We start from the raw sequence: 23,698 nt of genomic DNA on the forward strand, positions 1-23,698 counted from the left end.
AACCTTCTGATCGCTGTTATCCCCAGATTTTTTTGATTTCTTTTCATAAAGTGAAAATCCGGGGATAAAGGCGAACGCTCTGCTTCCTCAGGTTATTTCTGTCCTCTCCGTTTTGTATAAATGTTTAGTTCAATTTATATAGAAAACGCCTGATTCATTTCCGTTGTGGCAGCTAATCCTACCACAACGGAATATACACCGGATAACTCGTATCCTCTTCAGCGGCCCCAGGGCTTCTCTTCACCCACAATCTGCGCAGATCAGGCAGACCATACCCCGCAAGACGATAATCTCTCAGTGAATCATGATGGGCGTGTTCTTCCTTGAAGCTGTATGTGGGCAGAAGCAATGCCTCCTGAATCAGTCGATCTTCTAGCCGAATCAATCTATTCAACCGCTCCGCGGGTTCCTGGATCATGACCACTCGTCCACATTCCTGTTCCAGTTCATGTCTCCAGTAATCATTCATCGCAATCAGGAATAACGTGTTCTGGAAGGTGTACATCGTCACGAGACTCAGCACGACATGATCATTGAAGATTTCTCCTGTATAGATTAGATCACAATCCCCAAACCCATCTTGATAGACTGCGTAGACCGGATCTCCCGGCATAATGTTGATATGTAGGCCAATCTGTTTACATCTCTCTGCAAACCAGACCATATCCGTCTCCATCTTCTCTCCTTCTTCCACCCACAGACTTAAACTCTGCCCTTGATAAGAGCTATGACGCAATAATGCTGAGGCCCGCGCCAGTGAGGTCTCCACGGAAAGGTCAGGTACAGGTGTGACCGAACATTCTATTTGTTCCGATTGCTGTTTCCCTGGCTCCCCTTGATCTGAATCCACCTTTAAAGGTTGCTGTACTCGTCCTCGAATCAGACTATAAGCAGCCTGCGTGTTCGTGCTTCCGAGCGCTTGCGACAACTCCTGCGCATTCAATAGCTGTTGAACAGCCCGGCGAAAATTCACATCATGCTGCGGCCCTTCCTTTTGCATATTAAACGTCATATACATGCCGCCCTGCATCTCATGCTGCACGGCACGAGGCTCCGCATCCGGAAATATATTATGCTTGATGACGGACTCCACCCTCCCAGAATGGGGAAGTTGCCATATTTCAACGCGGTCAATATAGGCTCGGCCTCGGAAGTAGGAAGGGAATACTTCCAACACAAGCAGCTTGGAATCATGACGTGTCAACCGATAAGGTCCTGTTCCAATCGGATGGAGCGGATTCATCTCCACATCTCTCGGCAAGATCGATGCAGACATACTGCTCATCAGATCCGGGAACATGAAGTTAGGCTTGTTTAACACAAAACGTACAGTCAATTCGTCCAAAGTCTCTATGCGCTCAATAGATCCAAACAGAGGCCTGCACGGGTTACTATTGTCAGAGATAATGCGATCAAAGGTAAACTTCACGTCCTCTGAATCCAATATTCTGCCATGATGAAAGGGTATACCTTTGTGCAGATAAAAGGTCCATTCGCTCCCCTCTGAATGACTCTCCCATGCCACAGCCAGACTCGGTTCACAGACCTGGTGTTCAGCATTATAACGAACCAAACGATCAAAAACCTCCGCAACAATAAAAACTTCTCCCCACATGGCCGTCTGCGTGGGATCCAATGTCTTAAAAGGGATATTCCGTGGAATCCGCAATGTATCCACTCGTCCTCTGTCCTCTCCATTCGAACGCAGACCAAATTGATGTTGCATTTGCTGCATCAGATGTTCTCTCATCGTAATTGGCAAGGTGGTGGCCAGTTCATAGGCATCCTCCATCCTGTTCCCATCCAGGAGATGGTCAAACCGTTCACGCGCCACTTCAAGCAACGGGACACAAAATACCAGCATCGATTTTTTGCCTCTTCCGCGTTGCGGGTTCCACCTGACCCATCCGTTCTCCTTGAATTTGTTCATAATGAGGTTCATATTGCGCATGGTACAACATAAAAGATCGGCAAGTTCACCTACCGTTGTAAGTACTTCTTGTTCATCATGTACATGTGGAAAGTTTAATCGCAGTTGAATGTAATGTTCTGATACGTCCATATATACCCTACCTTCTGCTAAAATACGAAATCCATCCGGATGCTTCTACAGTTTTTCTTCAGGTTTTCCTCCATTATACTCAGTAACATCAACATGACCAGTGGGAAGGAAGAACAACGATTTATGAAATACGCCGATTTGCACCCGAACATCAGGATACGTATCATTACTGATTTTTTCACCGATCTGACCCAGAAGTCCATCATTCCATTCATGGCGATCTATCTGAGTATTCAGATTGGCGCAGGTTTGGCGGGGTTATTGCTGACGGTCAATATTGTCGCTTCCATGATTGTGGGATTGTGGGCAGGATATTGGTCTGACCGAATTGGACGAAAAAAATTAATGGTGATCGCACAAAGTCTCCAAGTCATGGCTCTACTCGGCTTGGCCATCGCCAATTCGCCGTGGATGGATTCGATCATTGTCACTTGTCTCATGTTTCTGCTCAGCAGTCTCAGTTCAGGGATCACCGTGCCGATTGCTAATGCCATGATTGTCGACGTGAGCAGTGAACATGAACGTCATTATGTATATGGATTGCAATATTGGACAACAAACGTTGCTGTAACTTTTGGTGCACTGATGGGCGGGCTATTTTTCGAATCATTTCGTTTCCTATTGTTCAGTCTGGTATGCCTTGAAAGCCTAGCTACCCTGTTTATTTTGATCTTTATGATTCGCGAAACAATGGATAAACGTGGATCAGGTTATGGCGATGCTCCCATCCAGAGGAACATACTGAAAACGTACTGGGCGGTCTTTCAGGACAAACGTTTCATGATATTTTTCACGGCTACTGTACTTGCAGTCTCCCTGGAATTTCAGTTGGATAAATACATCGCTGTTCGTCTAAAAAATGAATTCACCGCCCACCTGTTCGGCTCAGATATCTCAGGTCTGCACATGTTCAGCCTGATCATGGTCATCAACACCGTAATGGTCGCCTTGGTTGCCATTCCATTCTCCAGATGGATAGGTCGCTTCCAGTCCCGATCTATTATGACTGTTGGTATGCTCCTCTACACCGCAGGTTTCACCGTACTTGCTTTCAGCAACTGGGCCTGGTTACTCATCTCATCCGCTATATTGCTAACCATTGGAGAATTGATGTACGCCCCTGTTCGTCAGGTCATGCTCGCGGGCATGATTCCAGATTCGGACCGTGCTGCCTATATGGCTACTGACGGGTTGAGTTACAACGCTGCTGCCCTTCTCGGCAGTCTCGGGTTAACCATTGGAGCCTTTCTGCCCTCCTATGCGATGGCTGGTCTGTATATCCTGATGGGGCTTGGAGCGCTCGTCTTTTTCCGAATATTACTTCGGAGGGCAGAGGAACAGAATCAACATCTGCCGTGTGCAGATGCATCTTGATTTCACTTTTCCGGCAACTTTTCCGACAACAAAATAATCATCCTAGGGAGCCCAACTGGCTCTCTTTTTCATGTCCATGATCAACGTTTAGAAGTAAATTATCTTTAACATTTTGTATATTATAGTTTACATTTAGTCAAATATCATGTACATTAGGTTCATGGAGGTGAGCAAGTGGAAGAATTACACAATCACGTTCGGGAGTTACGAGCCAGAGACCGGCTATCCCAAGCAGAACTGGCCAAACTCATTGGTGCATCCCGTCAAACCATTGCCCTGATTGAGCGTGGAGATTACTCTCCGTCGGTCGTTCTGGCACTAAAAATAGCACATGTATTTCGTGAACCTGTCGAAAAAATCTTTGAACTGAAAGGTGGAGATTAAAATGAAAAATTCATCATCCTCGTCCATTAAAAAGCGGTTGCGTCTTCCCTTGTATGCAGCCGGTGGCGCTGTAGTTGGTTTTCTCGGCGCTAGCGGAGTCAGTAAACTCCCTTCTGACTTGAACTGGACGCTGTCCGTGTATTATGACTATGATCTTTTATTCGCAATCCTGGCGGCTCTTGTGGTAGTTATGACGGTGTGGAACATCTTCAGTCTCTCCCGCACGCCATCTGTCCCTCCCATGGAAAATGATGCTTATGGAGATTCCGATTCACTCATCTCTCCCGCAGAGCGCTCCCTCGGAAAAGCGATGATCCTCAGCGGATTCAGCGTTATTCTTACGTTTACCTGGGCAGCACTTGCCTTGTCCTTGTATGCATCCAACCGAACCTTGCCGAATTCTCCAGAACTGTTCAACCTCTTGAATTTTGTTGCTTCGTGTATCTCTATTATCATCGTCGTGGTCGTGCAAACTCTGACTGTGAAGCGATACAACCGTTATTATCCTGAACGCACTCTGGATCTGAACTCGCGCAATATGAAGAAAGATCATTTTGAGAAGCTGGATGAAGGCGAGAAATGGATTGTCTATCGCGCAGCCTATCGTTCTTTTCAGATGATGAATGTACTTCTTGGTGTTGGAATGGTCTCTATGGTTCTATATTCGATGCTCTTTACCTTTGCTCCATTCCCGATTGTAATGCTCTCTGTGATCTGGATTGCCAACATCGGAATCTATTATCGTGAAACCTATCGTGCGAGTAATCAGTAATACATGGTTAGGTAACTATTTTGTAAATATTTTCATAAAGGAGTGTTTGCATGCATTTATCCAAACGAAAGACCCGTTTCAGGTTCACCTCCCTAACAGGAGCTTTTATGGCAGTGGTTCTGTCTCTCAGTCTGTGGGTACCCGCAGTTCAGGCGGAGACCGCAACTCCAGTAGCTGCTGAACAAGGAAAGACGAAAGCGCTGACAACCGAATCAGCTACAGCATTTCTGGATTCATTCTTCGATTCACCTGAGGCAAAAGCCCATTATGTGGGAGCCTCCGTTGTTGTTGTGAAGGATGGCAAAGTTCTGGCGGAAAAAGGATATGGCTTCTCCGATGTGGAGAGTAAAACAGCGATCGATCCCAAAAATACCGCTTTCCGCGTAGCCTCTGTCTCCAAAACGTTCACGTCAGCAGCTGTAATGCAGCTGGTAGAGCAAGGCAAGGTTGATCTGCAAGCTGACTTTCAGACGTATGTGAAAGGGCTCGAATTTGATAATCCTTTTGACAAACCTGTAACTGTGGAGAACCTGCTCACACACACGACCGGATTCGAGATCCGTGATCCGCAGCAGGAAGACATCCATACTGATTTCGACAAGTACATAGCGATGGAGGATTACGCTAAGCAACACATGCCTCCTGTCGTTCGCGAGCCTGGTAGCGCCTATATGTACGATAATTTCTCGTTTTTGTTGCTTGGTATGATTGTTGAAAATGTAAGCGGCGAACCCTTTGAATCCTACATGCAACAACATATCTTCAAACCGCTAGGAATGGATAACAGCAGTTTCATGCTGGACAAAAAGTTCCAAAAGCAGCTGGCCACAGGCTATGATGCGGCACACAATCCGCTTGATCTGTACACCATCTCTCCAACACCAATGCCTCAAGGTGGCATGTTGTCTACCGCTGAGGACATCGGGAAGTTCATGATTGCGTTCCTGAATGATGGCGTGAAGGACAACAAACGAATTTTCAAGGAATCCACGGTAAAAAGTATGGAACAGTACCGTTCTTCCATTCATCCACTGTTACCAAACACGACGTATGGATTCGAAGCTGCATTTCAGCTTCCCGGAGCAGGAAGTAGTCCAAAAGTTATTACAAAAGGAGGCGACCTGACCGGATTCAGCTCTTATCTCTTCCTTATTCCCGAGCAAAATACAGGCGTTTTCCTGACGTATAATCAAAATGGAGCACTTCGTAACCTGTTCTACCCTGCATTCATCCAGAGCTTCTTCCCGGAATATGCAGAGCCTGTACAGTTCAAGGAATACACGCCGCAATCCGCAGCTGAGCTGCAACGCTTCACCGGATTGTACGCAGATCTTCGACTTAGCACGATTGTAAGTTCCTTGAAAGGTGGCGGGGATAAGCCAGGACAACTGAGCATTAACGATGTATTCCTGGGTCAACGCAACCTGATTCAGGTGGAAGATAATCTCTTCAAAGATGAATTGACTGGTCAATTCACAGCATTCAAAGAATATGCAGATGGAACCACATACATGAAAGAACCTTACCTCAACCCTATGGGTTATGAGAAAAAAGGTCAAAAGCCTATGGGCTTCCGGGATGTTCGTGAGAACAGTCCTTATGCCGAAGCCATCTATGCCATACAATCTCTTGGATATTATGAGAATGATGGCAACAAGTCTTTCCAACCAAAAACAGGTGTGACACGAGCTGAATTTATTGAGAACACCCTTAAACTGAGTGGATTGAAGCCCAGCAAAACTACGCCTCCTGCTGGCACCGACTGGGCAGATCATGCAGCAGCCGGATATATTCAACTCGGATATGAGTTGGGTATGATTACTGGCACGGACGAACAGCAATTTAAGCCGGATCAAGTGATTATCCGACAGGAAGCAATGGTCATGATGTGGAGAATTATGCAACTACAATATCCTAGCGAACTGTTCAATGATGTGAAACTTGCGGGGCACACAGATGCATGGGCTGTACCAGCCATTCAGATGATGGCGAAGCTTGGTATCCATGGACCCGAGGTGAAGGTAATGGAGGATGGTTCTGTTGATTTCCTTTCCCGCAAACCTCTGATTCGTCAGGAAGAGGCTGCGATCATGTATGCGCTGCTTACCCAACCAACAGATCAAATCGTCGCTGAACTGATGGCTGCTCAGCAGCCACAAGCAGAACCTGCTGAAGGAGCTGAGCCTGCAGATGAGACATCTGAAACTGCTCCGGTTCCTGTACCAGCGCCGGTCCCTTCTGTGACTTCAGCACAATAAAAATAAAACATCTTCATACCGATTAGATTGATCATGCTTATGATGCAAGAAAAAAACAGGCTTGTTCAGAAGGATACAATCCTTCTCGAACAAGCCTGTTTCGTTACTTTTCATAACTTATTATAGCGATCTGTTACTGAGTTATATCCGTCTCTATTCGATCAACGAAGATACATGGTGGTTCCCGTTGCGCTGATCAAACTTAGCTGCAGCGGTCTGAGCATGCTCCGCAAAGTAATCGGCCAGCTTGAGCAGGTCGCCCGGATCGCCTTCATACGGGAAGGATGCTGGCAGACGCAATCGGTATTCTGGAGATTCTTCCACCCAGCGGCGAAGCAACGATGCTGCTCTGGCATAAAACAACATTTTGGCGTAAGGATCTTCATGATCAGCAGCGAACACCAGTGTTTCCTCCAGCACATCAATGCCTTTTGCCGGATTCGTACGTGTGAGATAATCCATCTGCTCCGCAAAACTCTGCACAAAATCGTTCTGGCCTTTGATCAGGCGATATCCCTTGGTCTGATGTTTATCTGCTTCCGCAGTCCGTCCCAACCGATATAGCGGCATCAAAATTTCAGACAAAGTCAGATGCGGAATCTCTGCACAGCTCATACGCCCTTTCAGGATAGGCTGTGCCGCCTCCAACACCTTCTCATCGTCTCCTTTTAACAAGAAATATCGCATAATCTCATCCTGCTCACAGGCTTCGCAGTCACTCATAAAGTCACGATCCATCGTTCTGAATCGATCATAACTGCGTCCCGCTTCCTCCAGCTCCCCAAAATCCATAAAGATCCGGAACCGATAATACCAGTAGGAGCGTTCGCTGTAACCGTAGGACTTGAAGCGCCGTCCGAAATCCTCCAACAGCTCTAGGATCTTCTCGCGTGATATTTCCGGGAAGTCGGGCATCTTGCCCAATATCCATTTGTACGACCACATTAACGTTTCTTCATCATATTCTTCGGGTTGTTGGTCGAACTTGCCCAGCTGCCAGGAAAAAGCAATCAGCGCTTTCATCGGATAACCACAGAATGTTGCTGTCTCCACAATCTCCGATCTTGCTTCATATGCCTCTTCCTCCATGCCGTTCACATCGGCAACTCTTGCTGCTTCCTCCAGCATACCAAGTTTCGCCGGACCATTGGGCAAACCATAGGCCTCGTCCATCAGTTCTTCAAAATCCATCTCTGTCTTCATCAGGCATCCCCCTTACGATCTGTATTTGCACGCAAACCCCAATCTATAAAACGAACAATGCCCTGATTTAACACTTCAAGCTCCTGCTTGCTCATGGCATAATGCCCCATCATCAGTGCATTGACGTATAACATTTCGATGGCAATCGGCGTCATCTGGTCATCCGGTGATGTCAGTACCCGCTGAATGATCGGATTACTCACGTTCAAATACAAGGTTGAGTACCCTGCTGAACTCATGCCAGAAGACAATGAACCCAGAACAGACGAGAACAATTCCGTGCTCTCCTCGCTTGCTTTTTCAAGCGCACGCAGGGTTGAGGATTCCTGAGACAGTGTGAACAACACTGGCAGATCCGATGGCTTAAAACCTTTCACCTCAGCCCGACAGCGGAAGCGCTGTAAGGCAGAATCGGCCAGTCGCAATGCATCATAATACTGATTACGCTCAGCGGGTGGCACATCGGTGAAACTCATCGAGACCTGATCCGGCTGTAGCCGCTCCGTGTGTACGTTGTGCACGGTCATTGGCAGTGTCGCCATCAACTCGCTGTCATAGATGTAACCACCATTAATCACCAGCATCGATTGTGCGGATGCCACATGATGAATCTGACGGTACTCATCAACAGAGGACGTGAAATACAACGTCTCTCCTTCATCGATCAGCTCACCAAGTTCACGGTGACCCCTCGTGCTCTCAAATGGCAGCCAGCGGTGAATCATCGCGTAGAATGCTTGATCCTGCACAGCCAGTGCCTTCATGGACAGAGCATGCAGGCGAATCAGCTTCTGTAGCCGTTCTGTCTGGCTCTCAGCCATGTCGGCCAGTCCCTTGCGAAGTGCGTCTCCGAGTTCGGAGCGAACTTCCTCCAGCTTTTCATTTTCATAAAAATGTTCCCGTGATGCCGTCGGTTGAAGCTCATCTGTCCAGATCAGACATTTCACGAAGAAAGCCCACTCTGGCAAAATGTTCTCAGCCTTCTCCGAAATCAGCATTCGCTTCAGGTAAACCCGGTGAGAACGCTTGGCATTCAGATTAACCGCGTGTGGCAGTACAAAAGCAATACCCCCGGTACGGCCTGAAGCTGTCGTCAACGGAATGAAGTCCTGGAACTGCTCGCCAAGCAGACGTTCACCAAAAGCCAATACCTCCGCTCTGCGTGAACGTGCGAGTGCAGGGTCCATCAGCCAGATCGGTGTCTCGCTATTCACCACATGTTGCGCGCCGTCATGATACAACGTGACCGGATACGGCAATAATGCTCCGTAATAGAACAGAGCTTCTTTCACATACTCTGGTTCAAAGTAGTGCGCCGCGTCCGGTGTGCAACGCAGATATACTTTGGTCCCCGGGGACAGCTGTGTGTCCAACTGTCGAATCGTATAGGTGCCATCCGGCTTGCCCCGCCACTCCATCGAAGGGCCGCCCTTCGCGGATTGCGTCAGCATGACAATTTCGTGACTCACCATGAAACAGGATAACAACCCAATCCCGAAACGCCCGATAAAGGACGTCTCTCCATCCAGCAGCGCTTGCTGCCCCCTCTTCGAGGATTGTCCAATCATCGCCAGGAATTCATGGATGTCAGCTTCAGTCAAGCCGATGCCGTTATCCTCCACCATCATGGTCAATTGCTCACCTGTTCCCGTCAGTTCAACACGAACTTCACCCTGATACCCTGGCTCCGCCTCCGTTCGTGCGGTAATCGCATCCGTCGCATTCTGCATCAGTTCGCGCAAGAACACTTTAGGACTGCTATATAGATGGTTGGATAAAATCTGGATCATCCCGCTCAGGTTCACTTGAAAACGATATTCATTGGATGCTGTCATGACTCACTCACCTTCCTCTACGTCCAATACACAATATGTACCCATACGATGTATTCATATGGATGTGTTAGACGAATTCATTATGTAATCGTTAGAAACAGACGTTCCCCGTGACAGGCACGCCAAAACATCACGTCAAGCCGGCCCTGGATAACCAAGACCGGCGTTATATGCATATTTCAGGCATTCATGAGACGTAAGGCCTTATCTTTCATTACCACGTTATGAATAGCAATGAAACGGATGTTCTACCCTAAAATAAGGATACATGTTACAAGGCAGAGTGAAAACAAACCTGAGACCCGATTTCAGACAGACTTCAGGGTAAATGTGCATCTTACATTCGGGACTATTGAAGGAGGAATAGATCTTTTTTGTCGTCCATTTGAACGATATCAGCCTACCACACGTATAATCTCCAAACTCAGATCGGACGGTGAATATACATGATCGAAGTACGCAACATATCCAAGCAATTCAAGGTGCATCAAGCACTGCATGATGTCAGTTTCACAGTTAAACAAGGCAGTGTCACCGGGTTGATTGGACCCAACGGTTCAGGCAAAACCACACTGATCCGTATCATGAATGGTGTCTTAGGCGCTTCCGGTGGACAGGTAACCATTAACGGATTGGACGCCGCTCGTGAGGCGGAGAAAGTACTGGCCATGTGTGGCACTCTTACCGAGCAAAGTGGATTATATGAAAATATGAGCGGGCGTGACAATCTGACTTTCTTCGCAGATGTTTTTGGCCTGAAGCATGCCAAGAAACGAATCGACGAGCTTGTAAATCTGTTCGAGTTGCAGGATTATCAGCATCGAAAAGTCGGCACCTATAGCACAGGCATGAAGAAACGCTTGGGCCTTGCACGAGTACTCTTGCACCGTCCTTCCATCCTGTTTCTGGATGAGCCCACCAATGGCCTGGATCCGGATGGAATTCAGATGGTGCTGCGCTTTATCCGTCAGTTAAATAAGGAAGAAAAGATGACAATCCTGGTCTCATCCCATGTGCTGTCCCAGTTGTCAGCCGTCTGTGATCATTATATTTTCATGGAAAAGGGGCGCATCGTTGAGGAAGGCACGGAACAGGAGATTGTTAGCCGGTACCTGTCCACTCCGAAGCTCGAAGTAGAAGCCGACATGCCCGAAGGATGGCACACAGCAACCGACTACACACCTGAAATAATCTCCACACATCAAGCAGTATTTCAGCTTACATCGCGTGAAGATATTCCATTACTGCTAAGGCAATTAACGGAGCATGGTCAAGTCTATCAGGCCCGCATCACGGGCAGTGATCTGGAAAGTATCTATTTTGCCATAAGGGAGGCACACCACCATGAATAACCGCCAAGCCATACGTGCACTGGTACGTAAAGATATCCGGTCCGTCACAGCCAGCGTTCAGCTCTGGTTGCCCATGTTGATCGTTCCACTGATTATTGGAATCATCATGCCCTCTGCCCTCCTGTGGGCGGCCTCCAGAATGGAACTTCGTTCTCTGGGCAACATCAGCTTTCTGCTCGAATCATTGGATGCGTTAACCCATGGTGGACAGATTCCTCAGCTTGCTTCCATGCCTACAGATAATCATCGTATTGTCTATTACTTGGCCATGTATATGTTCGCTCCCTTGTTTCTCATCATTCCGGTGATGGCCTCCAGCATTCTGACGGCCAATAGTTTCGCTGGTGAGAAAGAACGCAAGACGTTGGTAGGGTTGTTATTCACACCGATCAGCATGGACACTCTTTTTAAAGGCAAAGTGCTAGTTGCCCTGATCCCTTCCATTCTATTATCCTGGGTTACTTTCCTGATCTATGGAATCATTGCCAATATTCTGATGTACCCCATGTTTGGAACCTTGATGTTTCCCAATCTGAACTGGATCATACTTGTCGTGTGGGTTGTTCCCGCTTGCAGTCTTATGGTCATTTTATTAAACGTCCTGATCTCGGCCAAGGTCCGTGGGTTCCAGGAAGCCTATCAGCTCGGCGGATTAATTGTCCTTCCCCTCATCGCCTTAGTCGCTGGTCAAGCCAGTGGCATGCTGCTGATTGGTCCTTGGATGTTACTCATGATTGGAGCAGTGCTCCTGCTCATAAGTTTGGTTCTTCTTCGTCTGGTCGCGTCGTGGAATAGTCGTCAGCAACTGGCGGAAAGTCAGATTTGAATGATGTGGAGTGTAGCGACGAAATTCAACAATCTACACTGTCGCTCCGCTATGCAGATTGAGAAATAAATATACGCAGGTTATGATGTGGAGATATATGCTATGGGATGATTTTAGAGAGGAATGGAACAACGGTATGGAATCCAAACTACTTCAAAAATTAAAATATGCTTCACAATTAACGGCACAGGAGAAACATATTGTGGACTATATCCTGAGTAACCCCGAAGTTGTATTTGATTCTACAGCCCATGAACTGGCTCAGCAGACCTATACAAGCTCTTCCACCATTGTTCGCTTATGCAAAAAGCTGGGTACCAAGGGGTACCCAGACTTTCAGCTCAAGCTTGCTCTTGAATATCAACAGATGCCTTCCGCGTTGCAGACGCAGGATCCTACATTCCCAGAACAAGGCAACGTGCTGGCTGCCATCGACTCGGTTCCTTACCTGTACCAGCAGGCGCTGGAGGATACCCGCCGGATGTTAAATGCTCCTGTTTTGCTACGAATCGCGAACTGGGTCAAAGAATCCGTACGCATTGATGTCTATGGCAGTGATATGAATTATTATCTGGCGCAACAGGCTTGTGCCAAGTGGAATGAACTCGGCATATCTGCGATTGCTCATAATAGTCCGAACATGCATTACTTGAACACGATGAATCCCAACAGCCTGACGCTGTCTTTTGTTATATCGCACACAGGTGAGAACCAATCCATGATTGAAGCCGCCAAAGTGCTCAATAGCAAACAGATGAAAGTCATCGCGGTCACGGGCAACAACCATTCAACCCTTTCCAAACACTGTGATGAAACGTTACTCGCTTACGGATACAATGAACAATTAAGACTATCCAAAATGTCTTCGATGGTCTCGGTACTCTACATTTTCGACATGTTATACATGGGGAGCATTAGCGACACGTATTAACGATTAACGCTGATCCACTGCAAATACAATTCCGGCATCCTTGCGCGCACTCATGAGTACACTCATCACAGACTGGCTGTGTTCCAGCAGTTCGTAACACCGTTTGTGATCCCCACTTGCATGGATGTCCCTGAACGCTTCCCACTCATAGTACAGCCAATTGGATTTGGTCTGCGCATTATACGCCTCAGCAGGCTCATTCCCGATCTGAAGCTTGATCTCCCGGCAACCGTTTGCTCCTCCCACAACCTGAAGATAACCTTTCTCGCCCTGAATAAGCACAAAGTTCATGCTGTTTGTGTCTTTGGCACCTACACATTCCGCAATAAACTCCGGATATTGTAGAACCACAACTCCTGACGTATCAATGCCGTTTGCATGCTGGTTTGCGGTATACGATACGGTATTCGGACTGCCAAACAGATTCATGACCAGATGAAGATTATAAATATTGATATCCATCAGCGCGCCACCAGAGAATTGTGGATTAAATACGTTCGGCGTTTCCCCCGCAAGCAGATCATTGTATTTGCGCGAGTATTGACTGTAGTTACACTGGATGAGTTTGATCGGACCAAGCTTTGGCAGTTGCTCCTGTATGACTTTAATATTGGGCAGATGAATGTTGGAGATCGCTTCAAACAACAACAGATTCTTTTCTTTTGCAAGTGCAATCAGCGTTTCTGCTTCCTGAAGCGTGGACGTGAACGGTTTTTCGCAGACGACATGTTTGCCATGTTGAAGTGCCTGATAGGCCTGTTCGTAATGCATGCTGTTTGGCGAAGCAATATATACGAGATCTACATTTGTATCTGAAAATAGGGATTCCAGGTCCGTATAGATGGTATCGACCCCATACTTACCCGCAAGCTCCTGTGCTGTCTCTCTCTTCCGGGAGTACATCGCTGTACACGTAACATCATCCAGTTCATTAATCGCAGCTAAAATGGCATCCACAATGGACCCTGTACCAATCGTTGCTATATTCATCATATCGTCTCTCTCCTGTCGTTGGTTGTTTGTCAGTTGGCTCTCTTCGCCGCTTCGATTCCGTCATGTAAAATATCCAATACATATAAAACCTCTTCATCCTTGACCGGTTTATCACCGTTATGTCGAATGGCTTGAAACAGTTGATCATATAAAACGCCATAGTCTGTCGCTTCCGAAGGAACTTTCTCCGTATGTGATGTTCCCTCATCGTCCACATAACTAATCGTACCCCAGTTATTCTCCGGTTCAGCTTCAATGGATACCCTGGTTCGTCCATCTCCATTTTTCGTTTGATGCCCACTGCTATATTTAACAAAGCTCCCTCGATCCCCGTGTACAATGAATTTTGGATGTTCGATCTTCACAAGCAGACTGCACTTAATCGTGGCCTTCATTCGTCCATAACGAAAATCAATATCGATATAATCATCGGATTCACCCGGCGCGATCAAACTCCGAACATCATATTCAATTCGGTCAGCTACGCCATATATAGAGATTAACTGATCGATGGTATGTACGGCCAAACCATGCAGCAATCCAAATCCACTTCTCGCATACTGCGGGTGAAAATAATCATAGTGGGACTGGATTTCAACAATATTCCCCAGTTTGCCGCTCTCAATCACTTTTTTCAATGTCAGAAAGTCACCATCAAATCTGCGATTTTGATTTGCCATGGCGATGAGATTTTTACGATTGGCTAGTTCAAAAATATCTTTGGCTGCCGCAGAAGTGGAGGCAAATGGTTTCTCCACCAGTACATGTTTCCCGCGTTCCAATGCCAGCTTAGCGTACTCTACATGGCTATCCACATGGGTGGCGATAACAATCAATTCAATCTCATCATCTTGCAATATGTCTTCAATATTCGTCGAAAAAGTAATCTCGGGATAGAGTGATTCACGCTCTGTATCACCAACCCGATCTTCCTCTCGACGATATATCATCTTCACCCTGATGTTTTCTTTTTTGTCCAGATAAGGAAAATGATAATTCACCACTGCGTTCCCAAATCCGATGATCGCCACATTCATTAACATGATCGCTCACTCCTCTGCTCTGGTTGAGTGTAATGTTATCACGATCAAGTCAGGCGGAGAATGCTTTGGGACGGGATTGGCAGCATCATGCGCAATTCGATTTCAGGTTTGAATGACTATGAAATTCAATTTCATCCTCTTCTTTTTTTCATGTTTGAGAGCTAACATATCTTCCATAGTTTACCGATATAACATAAGGAATTAACGACATACATATAGAAGAACGAAGGGGACGATGAACGAATGAAAACAAGGTATACATACGTACAACGCACCATCTGTACATTGCTGTTATTTGCAATCATTGCAGCAGTGACATTGGGAGGTGGAACCTCAGCCCAGGCAGCTTCACTCAGCCAATCCACAGTGTATTATGAGTCCGACGGAGTTTTGTACAAAGTATCCGCGGATGGCAGCAATACAACAGAAGTATTAATTGATTTCCAAGGTGTGGACTTGCTCGAGGCAGGCTCTTACCTCTACTACACGCAGACTGCTTCTTCCACAACCCTGCTTCGGGTTCCGAATGACGGGTCCAGCGATGCGGCGGAGACATTTGCTACAGATGTACTCAGCTATTATACGGATAACGGATTCATCTATTATCTGGATGCTACAGGTACCATTTATCGCGCGAATGGCAATAGTGACGCTTCAGCTGTCACCAAGATTGCTGACAAGGCTGATACCGACTTCCCTTTCCTCCTGATAACCAAAGGGCGTGCCTACTATAATGCGTTGGTTAATGGAAACACGTGGATCGTGTCCAAAACGTCCAACGGTGCTGGAGCTGTGCAGCGGATTGCCGCAGGCGCAGTGGAAGGACGTTATTTTACGAATCAAGCCAAAAACGAACTGCAACTGATGGTAAATACAGACCCCTACGAGGAGTTTTACTCCACCAATGCTGTTGTCATGTATAAGGTGAAATACAACACTGGCAAAGCAACCGCGGTTAATCCCAAAGCCAAACTGGATGTGAATGCTGTATATTCCGGTGGTTGGGGAAACAATCTTTACGTGTATAACAAAGGAATCGTTCTAGACAGCAATAAGGATTACAATTATGCCAAAGGCAAAGCGTTTGCGTTAACCACTTCAGCCAAAACACTTCAGCTTCATAACAAAAGCGTTCGTGAAGTAAGTGCCTTAGGTACAGACAAGGTTGTCCTTATTGATGCAGACAAAAAGGCTTATGCCAAAACGGTCTCGGGCAACAAAGTGACCAAGTCTGCCAACCTGAACCTGACAAATGTAACGTATGTGGCGAATCAATTGACCAATGGTACATCTACGGCAGCATACATCTCGGGCAACAACGGACTCTATTCGGTCAATACAGCTCTCAAGGTAACGAAACTTACCGGGGACGAATGGGATGCATTCCATATCAGAGATGATGTTGCGGGCCTCTTCTACATCAATGCCAAAGATCAATATCGCTTGTATCACGTGCAAACCGGTGGAACAGGGAAAAAAGTTATGAGTGACGTATTCCTCGACAATATTCTATTGGTGACACCGTACTAACATATCCTATTGATTCAGGCGTATAGCCTATTCAACGGACTTGTCCATAACAAAAAGGATTACCTTGTAGCCATAACGGCTCTTGGTAGTCCTTTTTTGGTTGTCGAAAACTATTTTTCAAAAATATCTTCCATATGAGAATGATAATTGTTATCATTAAGAAAAATAAGACAAAAGGATGGTCCGTATGACTGAACAGTTTCCCTTCATTGCTGAAACCTCATCTCTACCGCTCCTCTCCTCCATGTGCCGTGTGCGTCGTGGGGAGAATTTCCGTGTGCAAGGCAAGACGGTGTCACGGCCCATGCTATGTCTTATTTTGCAAGGAGACGGTGTTCTGGTCCTGAATGATACAGTCTACACGGCGCAAGCGGGCAGCTTGTTTGTACTGAAGCCAGGAACAACCATCGAGGCCGCTGCACGCTCGAACGTTACCGAATGTATATTGGTAAGCATGGATACGGTTTGTTTGCAGCAAGTGCGCGGTGAATGGAAAATGACCTCATCACCCGCCTTCCCGCTGGATTGGCAGACAGGCAGGTTGCTGGTTCGTCATGAGCAGCAGGCTGTATTACGTTTGGAACAACTGTATGAAACCTATCGCGGTCTTCAACCGGATCATTTTATCAGCATACATAGCCAACTGCATGAGCTGCTGCAGTTTCTCTCGGAGAACCGGCTGGAAGCCAATCATGAGAAAGTGGATCCTGCCTTGGAACGCAGCATTATGTATATGCGACGTTACATGAGTGAAGGAATCAGCATGGATCAGCTTGCCAAGATTGCTGGACTCACCCCCAGCTCTTATTCACGCAGTTTCAAGAAGGCCAAAGGCATGTCACCGACCGATTACCTGAATCGTTTACGTATAAACGAAGCCAAAAAACAGCTGACAGAGGAATCCTGTATCCTCAAAGACGTCGCGGTATCTGTCGGCTATGGTAATGAGTATTATTTTAGCCGCAAATTCAAACAAACCTTGGGGATTGCTCCCAGCATATATATGAAAAGAGATCAACTTCGCGTAGCTACAGCATCCATTATGGGATTCCATGAGAACTTGGCCTCGCTTGGACTGCGCCCGGTAGCTGTGCTGGAAGGTGAAGGTGTGTTTGACCGAGAATCGGATGAATATGAACAAGAACGCCGATTAACCAGACAATTCGATCAACTTCGGCAGGCAAAGCCAGACTTGATCATCGGTGACTTTTACCACAAGCCCTATTATGATCGCCTGAAAAGTATTGCACCCACCATCATCTTGGAGTCCACTGATGACTGGAAAGAGAACCATATTCGCATAGCCGAACTGGTCGGACGTGAGAAACAAGCGTTGCTGAATTTCAAAGAACTTGAGTTTCGCAAGCTTGAAGCAAGCCTGAACCTGCAACCCTATTTCGGACAAAAACGGTTGGCTCTGATGGAGGTTACGAATCAGTCCATTCGCGTACAAGGGACTGGCGAGCATCCATTAAATCACTTGTTGTATGCTGAATTGGGACTTCAGCCTGCTCAGCTTGTATCTCCCGAAAGTTCCAGAAATGAGTATGCAGCGGATAGTATCCCTGTGCTGGACACGGATTACCTGTTGATCCATCGTGCTTCGCTTCAGCCTGTCAGTGAAAAGGTGTTCCGACGCATGAAACAAACGGCATCATGGAATCGATCTCCTGCTGTATTGTATGGTAACGTTCACGATATTTCGAACTGGCAACGGTTATGCTGGACCCCGGGTGGCCGGTTGCAGATTCTGAACGAACTGGAACAGATTACTCAGCAGTCTGTAGTCTTTCCTCAGGCAGGTCTGATCGGACATTAGATGTGAACATAGGTCGATACGATGGGCAAGATTATCTTTTACATCGTGTTCCTTCATTATAATTCAGTAAGATATTGCACAGGCCAAAGGGCCCTCTCCTATAACGGAAAGGGCCCTTTGCATGTAATTATGAATGTTCCTTGATCTCTTCCTTCGGAACAAGCTTGTATATCTCTTCATTTTCCATGGTATCAATCAACCGATCCAACCATTTGTAATATGCTTCCGCTTGCAAAACTTTGTGTTTGTCTTCCATCAGAATGTGGATAAGTTCAGCGTCTGCCTGCTCATCCAGACCTTCGACTAACCGATTCAGTTCTTCAATTGATTTGCGTAGAATCTGAAGGTTACTCTCCACGGCTTTTCTCCATTTAATCGCAAAATAATCCGTAAACGTCTGATGCCAGTCATATTCCACTTCATATAGGTCTTTTCTGGAGCCCTTGCTCCACACTTTATTTACCATTTTCAAATCCAGCAGTGTTCGTACACCTGTACTCATACTCGTTTTGCTCATTTCCATTTCCCGTCCCATATCGTCAAGGGTCATTGGTTTGTCTGCAAAAAATAGCAATCCATATAAGTGTCCCGTCGACAGCGTAACGCCGTAAAGATCCATATTACGTCCAATGGCTTCAATGACGCGCTTACGAATCTTCAGCACGGTTGCCTGCTGTTCCTCTTGTAAATGGTCCAAGCCCATGCTTGCAACCTCCATTCTGAACATTCCACAGTCTTTGGCGAAATAATTGCAACACTTTAAAAGTCCTGCTTACATGGGAAAGCACTCGGCCGGACATCATATATGCCAGAGGGCTTTCATTCACCCAATGTATGAAAATGGGAACTTTACCAGGCTACAATTGCCTATGACTATCTTTTAACCAAAAAATTCAGCTTCAATTCAGCTCATTTTCTATTGTAGGAAAAGCAATGTCAAATGTAAAGCTGCCTTATTAGCCAGAATAAGGAGAATGACGGAGTATTTGGACGAAAAACTTTGTACAGTTTTTACTGTACAAACATTATGTACTGTTTATTCGGTTGATATACTGGTTAAGTATTGTTAGACTTAAAAACGTTACCCAGAAAGACGGGAAGCGAAGCAACAATTACCGGATTTCGTGGCTGGGCGCATAAGTGTATGGGCTTATGGATGCTGAAAGCCGTTCGAAGTGCACAACACATCAGAAGGGGTGAAAACATGACCATACTTGAAGTGAAAAACGTAAGTAAATTGTTTGGACCCCAAACCGAGCAAGGTCTGCAATTACTGGAGCAAGGTTGGGGTAAAGAAAAGTTGGCCAAAGAAAAACAGATAACGGTTGGTGTCAACCGGGTCAACATGGACATTAAGGAAGGCGAGATTTTCGTTATTATGGGACTGTCCGGGAGTGGTAAGTCCACACTGGTTCGGATGTTCAATCGTCTGATTGAACCAACATCCGGAGAAATTCTGGTCCATGGTAAGGATCTACGCAAGATGAACAAAGAACAATTGCGCGAAGTGCGCCGGAAAACGATTAGCATGGTCTTCCAGAAGTTTGCGTTGTTCCCGCACCGTACCGTTCTTGATAATGTGGAGTATGGATTGGAAATACAAAAAGTAGATAAGGAAGTACGCCGGGAGAAGGCAAAAACCTCACTTGAGCTGGTTGGCCTTAAGGGCTGGGAAGACAAAATGCCAGATGAACTCAGTGGCGGGATGCAGCAACGTGTCGGCTTGGCGCGTGCACTTGCCAATGACCCGGAAGTACTACTGATGGATGAAGCCTTCAGTGCACTTGATCCATTGATTCGCCGTGATATGCAAGATGAGTTGATCGAGCTTCAGGATAAAATGAAAAAGACCATTATTTTCATTACCCATGACTTGGACGAAGCGCTGCGCATCGGCGATCGTATTGCCCTCATGAAAGACGGCGCAGTTGTGCAGATCGGTACACCGGAAGAAATCATGATTCAACCGGCCAACTCATATGTGGCCCGCTTCGTCGAAGACGTGGATCTGTCCAAGGTCCTCACTGCCGCTCACGTCATGCGTCGCCCTGAGACAATCACACTTGACCGCGGTCCTCGGGTAGCCCTCGAACTCATGCGCGAAAATGGTGTCTCTAATCTGTTTGTCATTGACCGTTCGAAGAAGCTGCTTGGTGTCATTACTGCAGAAGATGCAACCCGTGCAATGCGCGAAAATAAAGTATTAAATGACATTCTGATCACGGACGGGCCGACGGTGTCGCCTGAAACCCTGATTCATGAATTGTTCGAGATTGTAAGTTCAGCCCATGTGCCGCTCGCTGTTGTTGGTGAGAATGGCCGTCTGCAAGGTGTTATCGTCCGCGGTGCCCTGCTGGGTGCACTTAGCGGTGAAGTTGCAGTAAAGGAGGAACTTGAGAATGATTCCCAAAATACCACTAGCATCGTGGATTGAATCCATCGTTGACTGGATGAGCTCCTCGCTCTCCGGATTGTTTAATGTAATCTCTATTGTTATTCAGGCAGTAGTTGGATTCTTCTCCGGGCTGTTCATGCTGCCCCATCCACTCCTGTTCATTGCCATATTGGGTGTTCTTGCGTTCCTCGTAGGACGACTCCCACTGACACTATTTACGGTTATCGGGTTCTTGCTCGTAGATAACTTGGGATACTGGTCCCAATCGATGGACACACTCGGCCTGGTTATCACTTCAGGATTGGTTTCGATCCTGCTTGGTGTACCTGTCGGAATCTGGCTCGCATACAGTAAAACTGCGGCGCGTATCATTACACCGCTGCTTGACTTCATGCAGACGATGCCTGCATTTGTCTACTTGCTGCCTGCGGTCACATTCTTTAGTCTAGGTGTCGTTCCAGGTGTTATCGCTTCTGTTATATTTGCCATTCCGCCAACGATTCGTCTGACTCACCTCGGTATCAGACAGGTATCTGGCGAATTGGTTGAAGCAGCTGATGCATTCGGCTCAACTTCCATGCAAAAGTTGTTCAAAGTACAGCTTCCACTCGCTTTGCCTACCGTGATGTCCGGTATTAACCAGACCATCATGCTATCACTGTCCATGGTTGTTATTGCATCCATGATTGGTGCACAAGGTATTGGTGCGGAAGTCTATCGTGCTGTAACACAGCTTCAAATCGGTAAAGGTTTCGAAGCCGGTCTGGCCGTTGTTGTACTCGCGATTGTACTGGACCGTTTTACACAAAATGTATTTATGCCAGGTCGCAAAAAGACCTCACGCATTACAGCCAAGCAAAAAGCATGGATCACTGCTGCGGCAACATTCCTTGTGCTTGTAGCTGGTTTCTCACAATACTTCGTTGGTGGCACAACTTCGGCTGGTGGCAACAATTCAGCAGCCAATGCTGTAGGTCAAGAAGTGAACTATCAGATTATTGGTATCGATCCAGGGGCTGGTATCATGAAGTCTGCTGCAAAAGCGATCGAAGACTATAAATTAACTGACTGGACTCTGATTGAAGGCTCTGGTGCAGCCATGACGGCCACGCTGGACAAAGCGATCAAAAATGAAGATCCAATCATTATTACAGGTTGGACTCCGCACTGGATGTTCAACAAATATGATCTGAAATATCTGGAAGATCCAGAAAAATCTTTCGGTGATGCTGAAGAAATTCACACCATCGCCCGTAAAGGTCTGAAAGAAGATCACCCTGTTGCGTTTGAATTCCTGTCCCGTTTCCAATGGACATCGGATGAAATGGGTGAAATGATGACTGCTATCCAAGATGGCACATCCGCAGAAGAAGCAGCTAAAGCTTATGCTGAGAAACATGCCGATCAGATTGCTGAGTGGACCAAAGGTCTGACTCCAGTGAACGGTGATGCATTCAAACTCAGCTATGTGGCTTGGGATTCCGAAATCGCAAGTACGAACTTGCTAAAATATGTGATGGAAAACAAATTGGGTTATAAAGTTAACGCTCTGCAAGTCGAAGCCGGACCAATGTGGACGGGTGTTGCCTCAGGCGACGTAGATGCCTCTCCAGCAGCTTGGCTGCCATTGACACACGCAGACTACTGGGAACGTTACAAAGACCAGGTGGACGATCTGGGGGCTAATATGACAGGTGTACGTACAGGCCTCGTGGTTCCTAAGTACATGACTGAAGTCAATTCGATTGCAGATCTGGAGACAGGTGCAGCTTCTTCCACTCCATCGGCAAGTGCTAATGTGGGCGAAGAGGTTAATCACCAGATTGTTGGTATTGACCCGGGTGCAGGTCTGATGAAGGCCACAGCAAACGCCATTAAACATTATGAATTGTCTAACTGGAATCTGATTGAAGGTTCTGGAGCAGCAATGACTGCATCATTGGACAAAGCTTATAAAAATGAAGAACCCATCATCGTTACGGGTTGGACTCCGCACTGGATGTTCAATCAGTATGATCTGAAGTATTTGGATGATCCCGACTTAATTTTCGGCGATGCAGAGGAAGTTCACACGGTTGGACGTAAGGGAATCAAAGAAGATCATCCCGTTGCCTATGAGTTCTTCTCTCGTTTTTATTGGACTGCAGATCAAATGAGTGAAATCATGGTAGACATTCAAAAGGGCGTTTCGCCTGAAGAAGCTGCCAAGACTTATGCAGAAAAACATCCGGACCAAATTGAAGAATGGACCAAGGGGTTAACCCCGGTTAAAGGTGACAATTTACGTCTCGGTTATGTTGCATGGGACTCTGAAATTGCGAGTACCAACCTGATGAAGTATGTGCTTGAGACGGATCTGGGTTACACAGTCAAAGCACTGCAAGTCGAAGCTGGCCCCATGTGGGCAGGCTTGGCGGCAGGTGATATCGATGCTTCTCCAGCCGTTTGGCTCCCGCTTACACATGGGGACTACTGGGAGACATATGGTGACCAGATTGAAGATATCGCTGTCAGCATGACAGGAGTCAAACAAGGACTTGTTGTTCCAACTTACATGGATATCAACTCTGTTGAAGACTTAAAAGATAATTAAACCAGATCGAGATGAATAAACCTAAATTTGGTAAAAAGACCACCGGTATTTTTCGGTGGTCTTTTTGAGTGTAACTTTTACTTGGGAATGTCTTCAAACCTAATCAAAGCCTGAATGTACCTGAAGTGCCGTTAAAGTGAATTTTCTCCCTTTTAATGAAAAGCTTCGCTCTGGATAGGATCAGGAGTAGAATACTCACTCACGGTTAGAGCAGAGCAAATACAAGCGCTAACGAATCGGAGACGTCTTATTCAAGGATATGAAGTGATTCCAGAAATCTAAAGAATCTGAGACACGCTATATCAGAATAAAACAGTCGTTTGCTGTG

At 46.5% G+C, this 23,698-nt stretch carries 17 protein-coding genes; 11 read left to right on the top strand and 6 right to left on the bottom strand.

Translation table 11 applies throughout. From position 1 onward, the window contains the following. Positions 1 to 178 precede the first annotated feature (178 nt). Entirely contained in the window at positions 179 to 2,062 is a 1,884-nt protein-coding gene (locus tag C170_RS15125; RefSeq protein WP_036611193.1) for an ABC transporter substrate-binding protein, read from the bottom strand. 123 nt (positions 2,063 to 2,185) lie between these two features. Here C170_RS15125 and C170_RS15130 point away from each other — a divergent pair, with 123 nt between their 5' ends. The 4 genes from C170_RS15130 to C170_RS15145 all read left to right on the top strand — a co-directional run bounded on the left by C170_RS15130 (position 2,186) and on the right by C170_RS15145 (position 6,850). After that, positions 2,186 to 3,436, top strand: a complete 1,251-nt coding sequence (locus C170_RS15130) for an MFS transporter (protein ID WP_036611195.1) — start codon at positions 2,186 to 2,188, stop codon at positions 3,434 to 3,436. A 174-nt stretch (positions 3,437 to 3,610) separates the two neighbouring features. Continuing rightward, positions 3,611 to 3,820 (top strand): helix-turn-helix transcriptional regulator, encoded by a 210-nt coding sequence (locus C170_RS15135; protein ID WP_017690042.1) that lies wholly within the window; start codon positions 3,611 to 3,613, stop codon positions 3,818 to 3,820. Position 3,821: 1 nt separating this feature from the next. Beyond that, positions 3,822 to 4,592 carry a DUF3169 family protein gene (locus tag C170_RS15140; RefSeq protein WP_036611198.1) on the top strand — a complete coding sequence of 257 codons (771 nt, stop codon included), beginning with the start codon at positions 3,822 to 3,824 and terminating at the stop codon, positions 4,590 to 4,592. Positions 4,593 to 4,642: 50 nt separating this feature from the next. Beyond that, positions 4,643 to 6,850, top strand: a complete 2,208-nt coding sequence (locus C170_RS15145) for a serine hydrolase (protein WP_036611200.1) — start codon at positions 4,643 to 4,645, stop codon at positions 6,848 to 6,850. A 153-nt stretch (positions 6,851 to 7,003) separates the two neighbouring features. Here the strand turns inward: C170_RS15145 and C170_RS15150 are convergent, their stop codons facing one another. Both C170_RS15150 and C170_RS15155 read right to left on the bottom strand, forming a co-directional pair. Beyond that, on the bottom strand, positions 7,004 to 8,053 hold the full coding sequence (locus C170_RS15150; RefSeq protein ID WP_036611202.1) for a hypothetical protein: 1,050 nt from the start codon (positions 8,051 to 8,053) through the stop codon (positions 7,004 to 7,006). Continuing rightward, positions 8,053 to 9,888 (bottom strand): HSP90 family protein, encoded by a 1,836-nt coding sequence (locus tag C170_RS15155; RefSeq protein ID WP_036611204.1) that lies wholly within the window; start codon positions 9,886 to 9,888, stop codon positions 8,053 to 8,055. Before C170_RS15155 ends, C170_RS15150 begins: the two co-directional genes overlap by 1 nt. Before the next feature lie 446 nt (positions 9,889 to 10,334). Here C170_RS15155 and C170_RS15160 point away from each other — a divergent pair, with 446 nt between their 5' ends. The 3 genes from C170_RS15160 to C170_RS15170 all read left to right on the top strand — a co-directional run bounded on the left by C170_RS15160 (position 10,335) and on the right by C170_RS15170 (position 12,997). Then, positions 10,335 to 11,240 carry an ABC transporter ATP-binding protein gene (locus C170_RS15160; protein ID WP_036611206.1) on the top strand — a complete coding sequence of 302 codons (906 nt, stop codon included), beginning with the start codon at positions 10,335 to 10,337 and terminating at the stop codon, positions 11,238 to 11,240. After that, positions 11,233 to 12,066 (top strand): ABC transporter permease, encoded by an 834-nt coding sequence (locus tag C170_RS15165; protein ID WP_036611208.1) that lies wholly within the window; start codon positions 11,233 to 11,235, stop codon positions 12,064 to 12,066. Before C170_RS15160 ends, C170_RS15165 begins: the two co-directional genes overlap by 8 nt. 136 nt (positions 12,067 to 12,202) lie before the next feature. After that, entirely contained in the window at positions 12,203 to 12,997 is a 795-nt protein-coding gene (locus tag C170_RS15170) for a MurR/RpiR family transcriptional regulator (RefSeq protein ID WP_036611537.1), read from the top strand. A gap of 3 nt (positions 12,998 to 13,000) precedes the next feature. On the opposite strand, the gene C170_RS15175 is transcribed toward C170_RS15170, so the two are convergent. After that, positions 13,001 to 13,987, bottom strand: a complete 987-nt coding sequence (locus tag C170_RS15175; RefSeq protein WP_036611539.1) for a Gfo/Idh/MocA family protein — start codon at positions 13,985 to 13,987, stop codon at positions 13,001 to 13,003. A 32-nt stretch (positions 13,988 to 14,019) separates the two neighbouring features. Beyond that, complete coding sequence (locus tag C170_RS15180; RefSeq protein WP_036611210.1) at positions 14,020 to 15,033, bottom strand: Gfo/Idh/MocA family oxidoreductase; 1,014 nt, start codon at positions 15,031 to 15,033, stop codon at positions 14,020 to 14,022. A 243-nt stretch (positions 15,034 to 15,276) separates the two neighbouring features. On the opposite strand from C170_RS15180, the gene C170_RS15185 reads away from it, so the two are divergent. Further along, positions 15,277 to 16,563: a hypothetical protein gene (locus C170_RS15185; RefSeq protein WP_036611212.1), complete on the top strand. Its 1,287-nt coding sequence runs from the start codon at positions 15,277 to 15,279 to the stop codon at positions 16,561 to 16,563. Between the two features lie 187 nt (positions 16,564 to 16,750). Then, positions 16,751 to 18,382, top strand: a complete 1,632-nt coding sequence (locus C170_RS15190) for a helix-turn-helix domain-containing protein (RefSeq protein ID WP_036611214.1) — start codon at positions 16,751 to 16,753, stop codon at positions 18,380 to 18,382. Between the two features lie 127 nt (positions 18,383 to 18,509). Here C170_RS15190 and C170_RS15195 read toward each other — a convergent pair whose 3' ends face one another. After that, complete coding sequence (locus C170_RS15195) at positions 18,510 to 19,085, bottom strand: GbsR/MarR family transcriptional regulator (protein WP_036611216.1); 576 nt, start codon at positions 19,083 to 19,085, stop codon at positions 18,510 to 18,512. 501 nt (positions 19,086 to 19,586) lie between these two features. On the opposite strand from C170_RS15195, the gene C170_RS15200 reads away from it, so the two are divergent. Together C170_RS15200 and C170_RS15205 are read left to right on the top strand one after the other, a co-directional pair. Continuing rightward, a complete protein-coding gene (locus C170_RS15200; protein ID WP_036611218.1) occupies positions 19,587 to 20,816 on the top strand; it encodes a quaternary amine ABC transporter ATP-binding protein in 1,230 nt (409 codons plus the stop codon). Continuing rightward, the gene (locus C170_RS15205; protein WP_036611221.1) at positions 20,782 to 23,370 is read left to right on the top strand and encodes a glycine betaine ABC transporter substrate-binding protein; all 2,589 of its coding nucleotides are present in this window, start codon (positions 20,782 to 20,784) and stop codon (positions 23,368 to 23,370) included. The genes C170_RS15200 and C170_RS15205 overlap by 35 nt, the downstream gene beginning before the upstream one ends. Positions 23,371 to 23,698 lie beyond the last annotated feature (328 nt).

The sequence above is a fragment of the Paenibacillus sp. FSL H7-689 genome (assembly GCF_000517905.1).
Lineage (GTDB): Bacteria > Bacillota > Bacilli > Paenibacillales > Paenibacillaceae > Paenibacillus > Paenibacillus amylolyticus.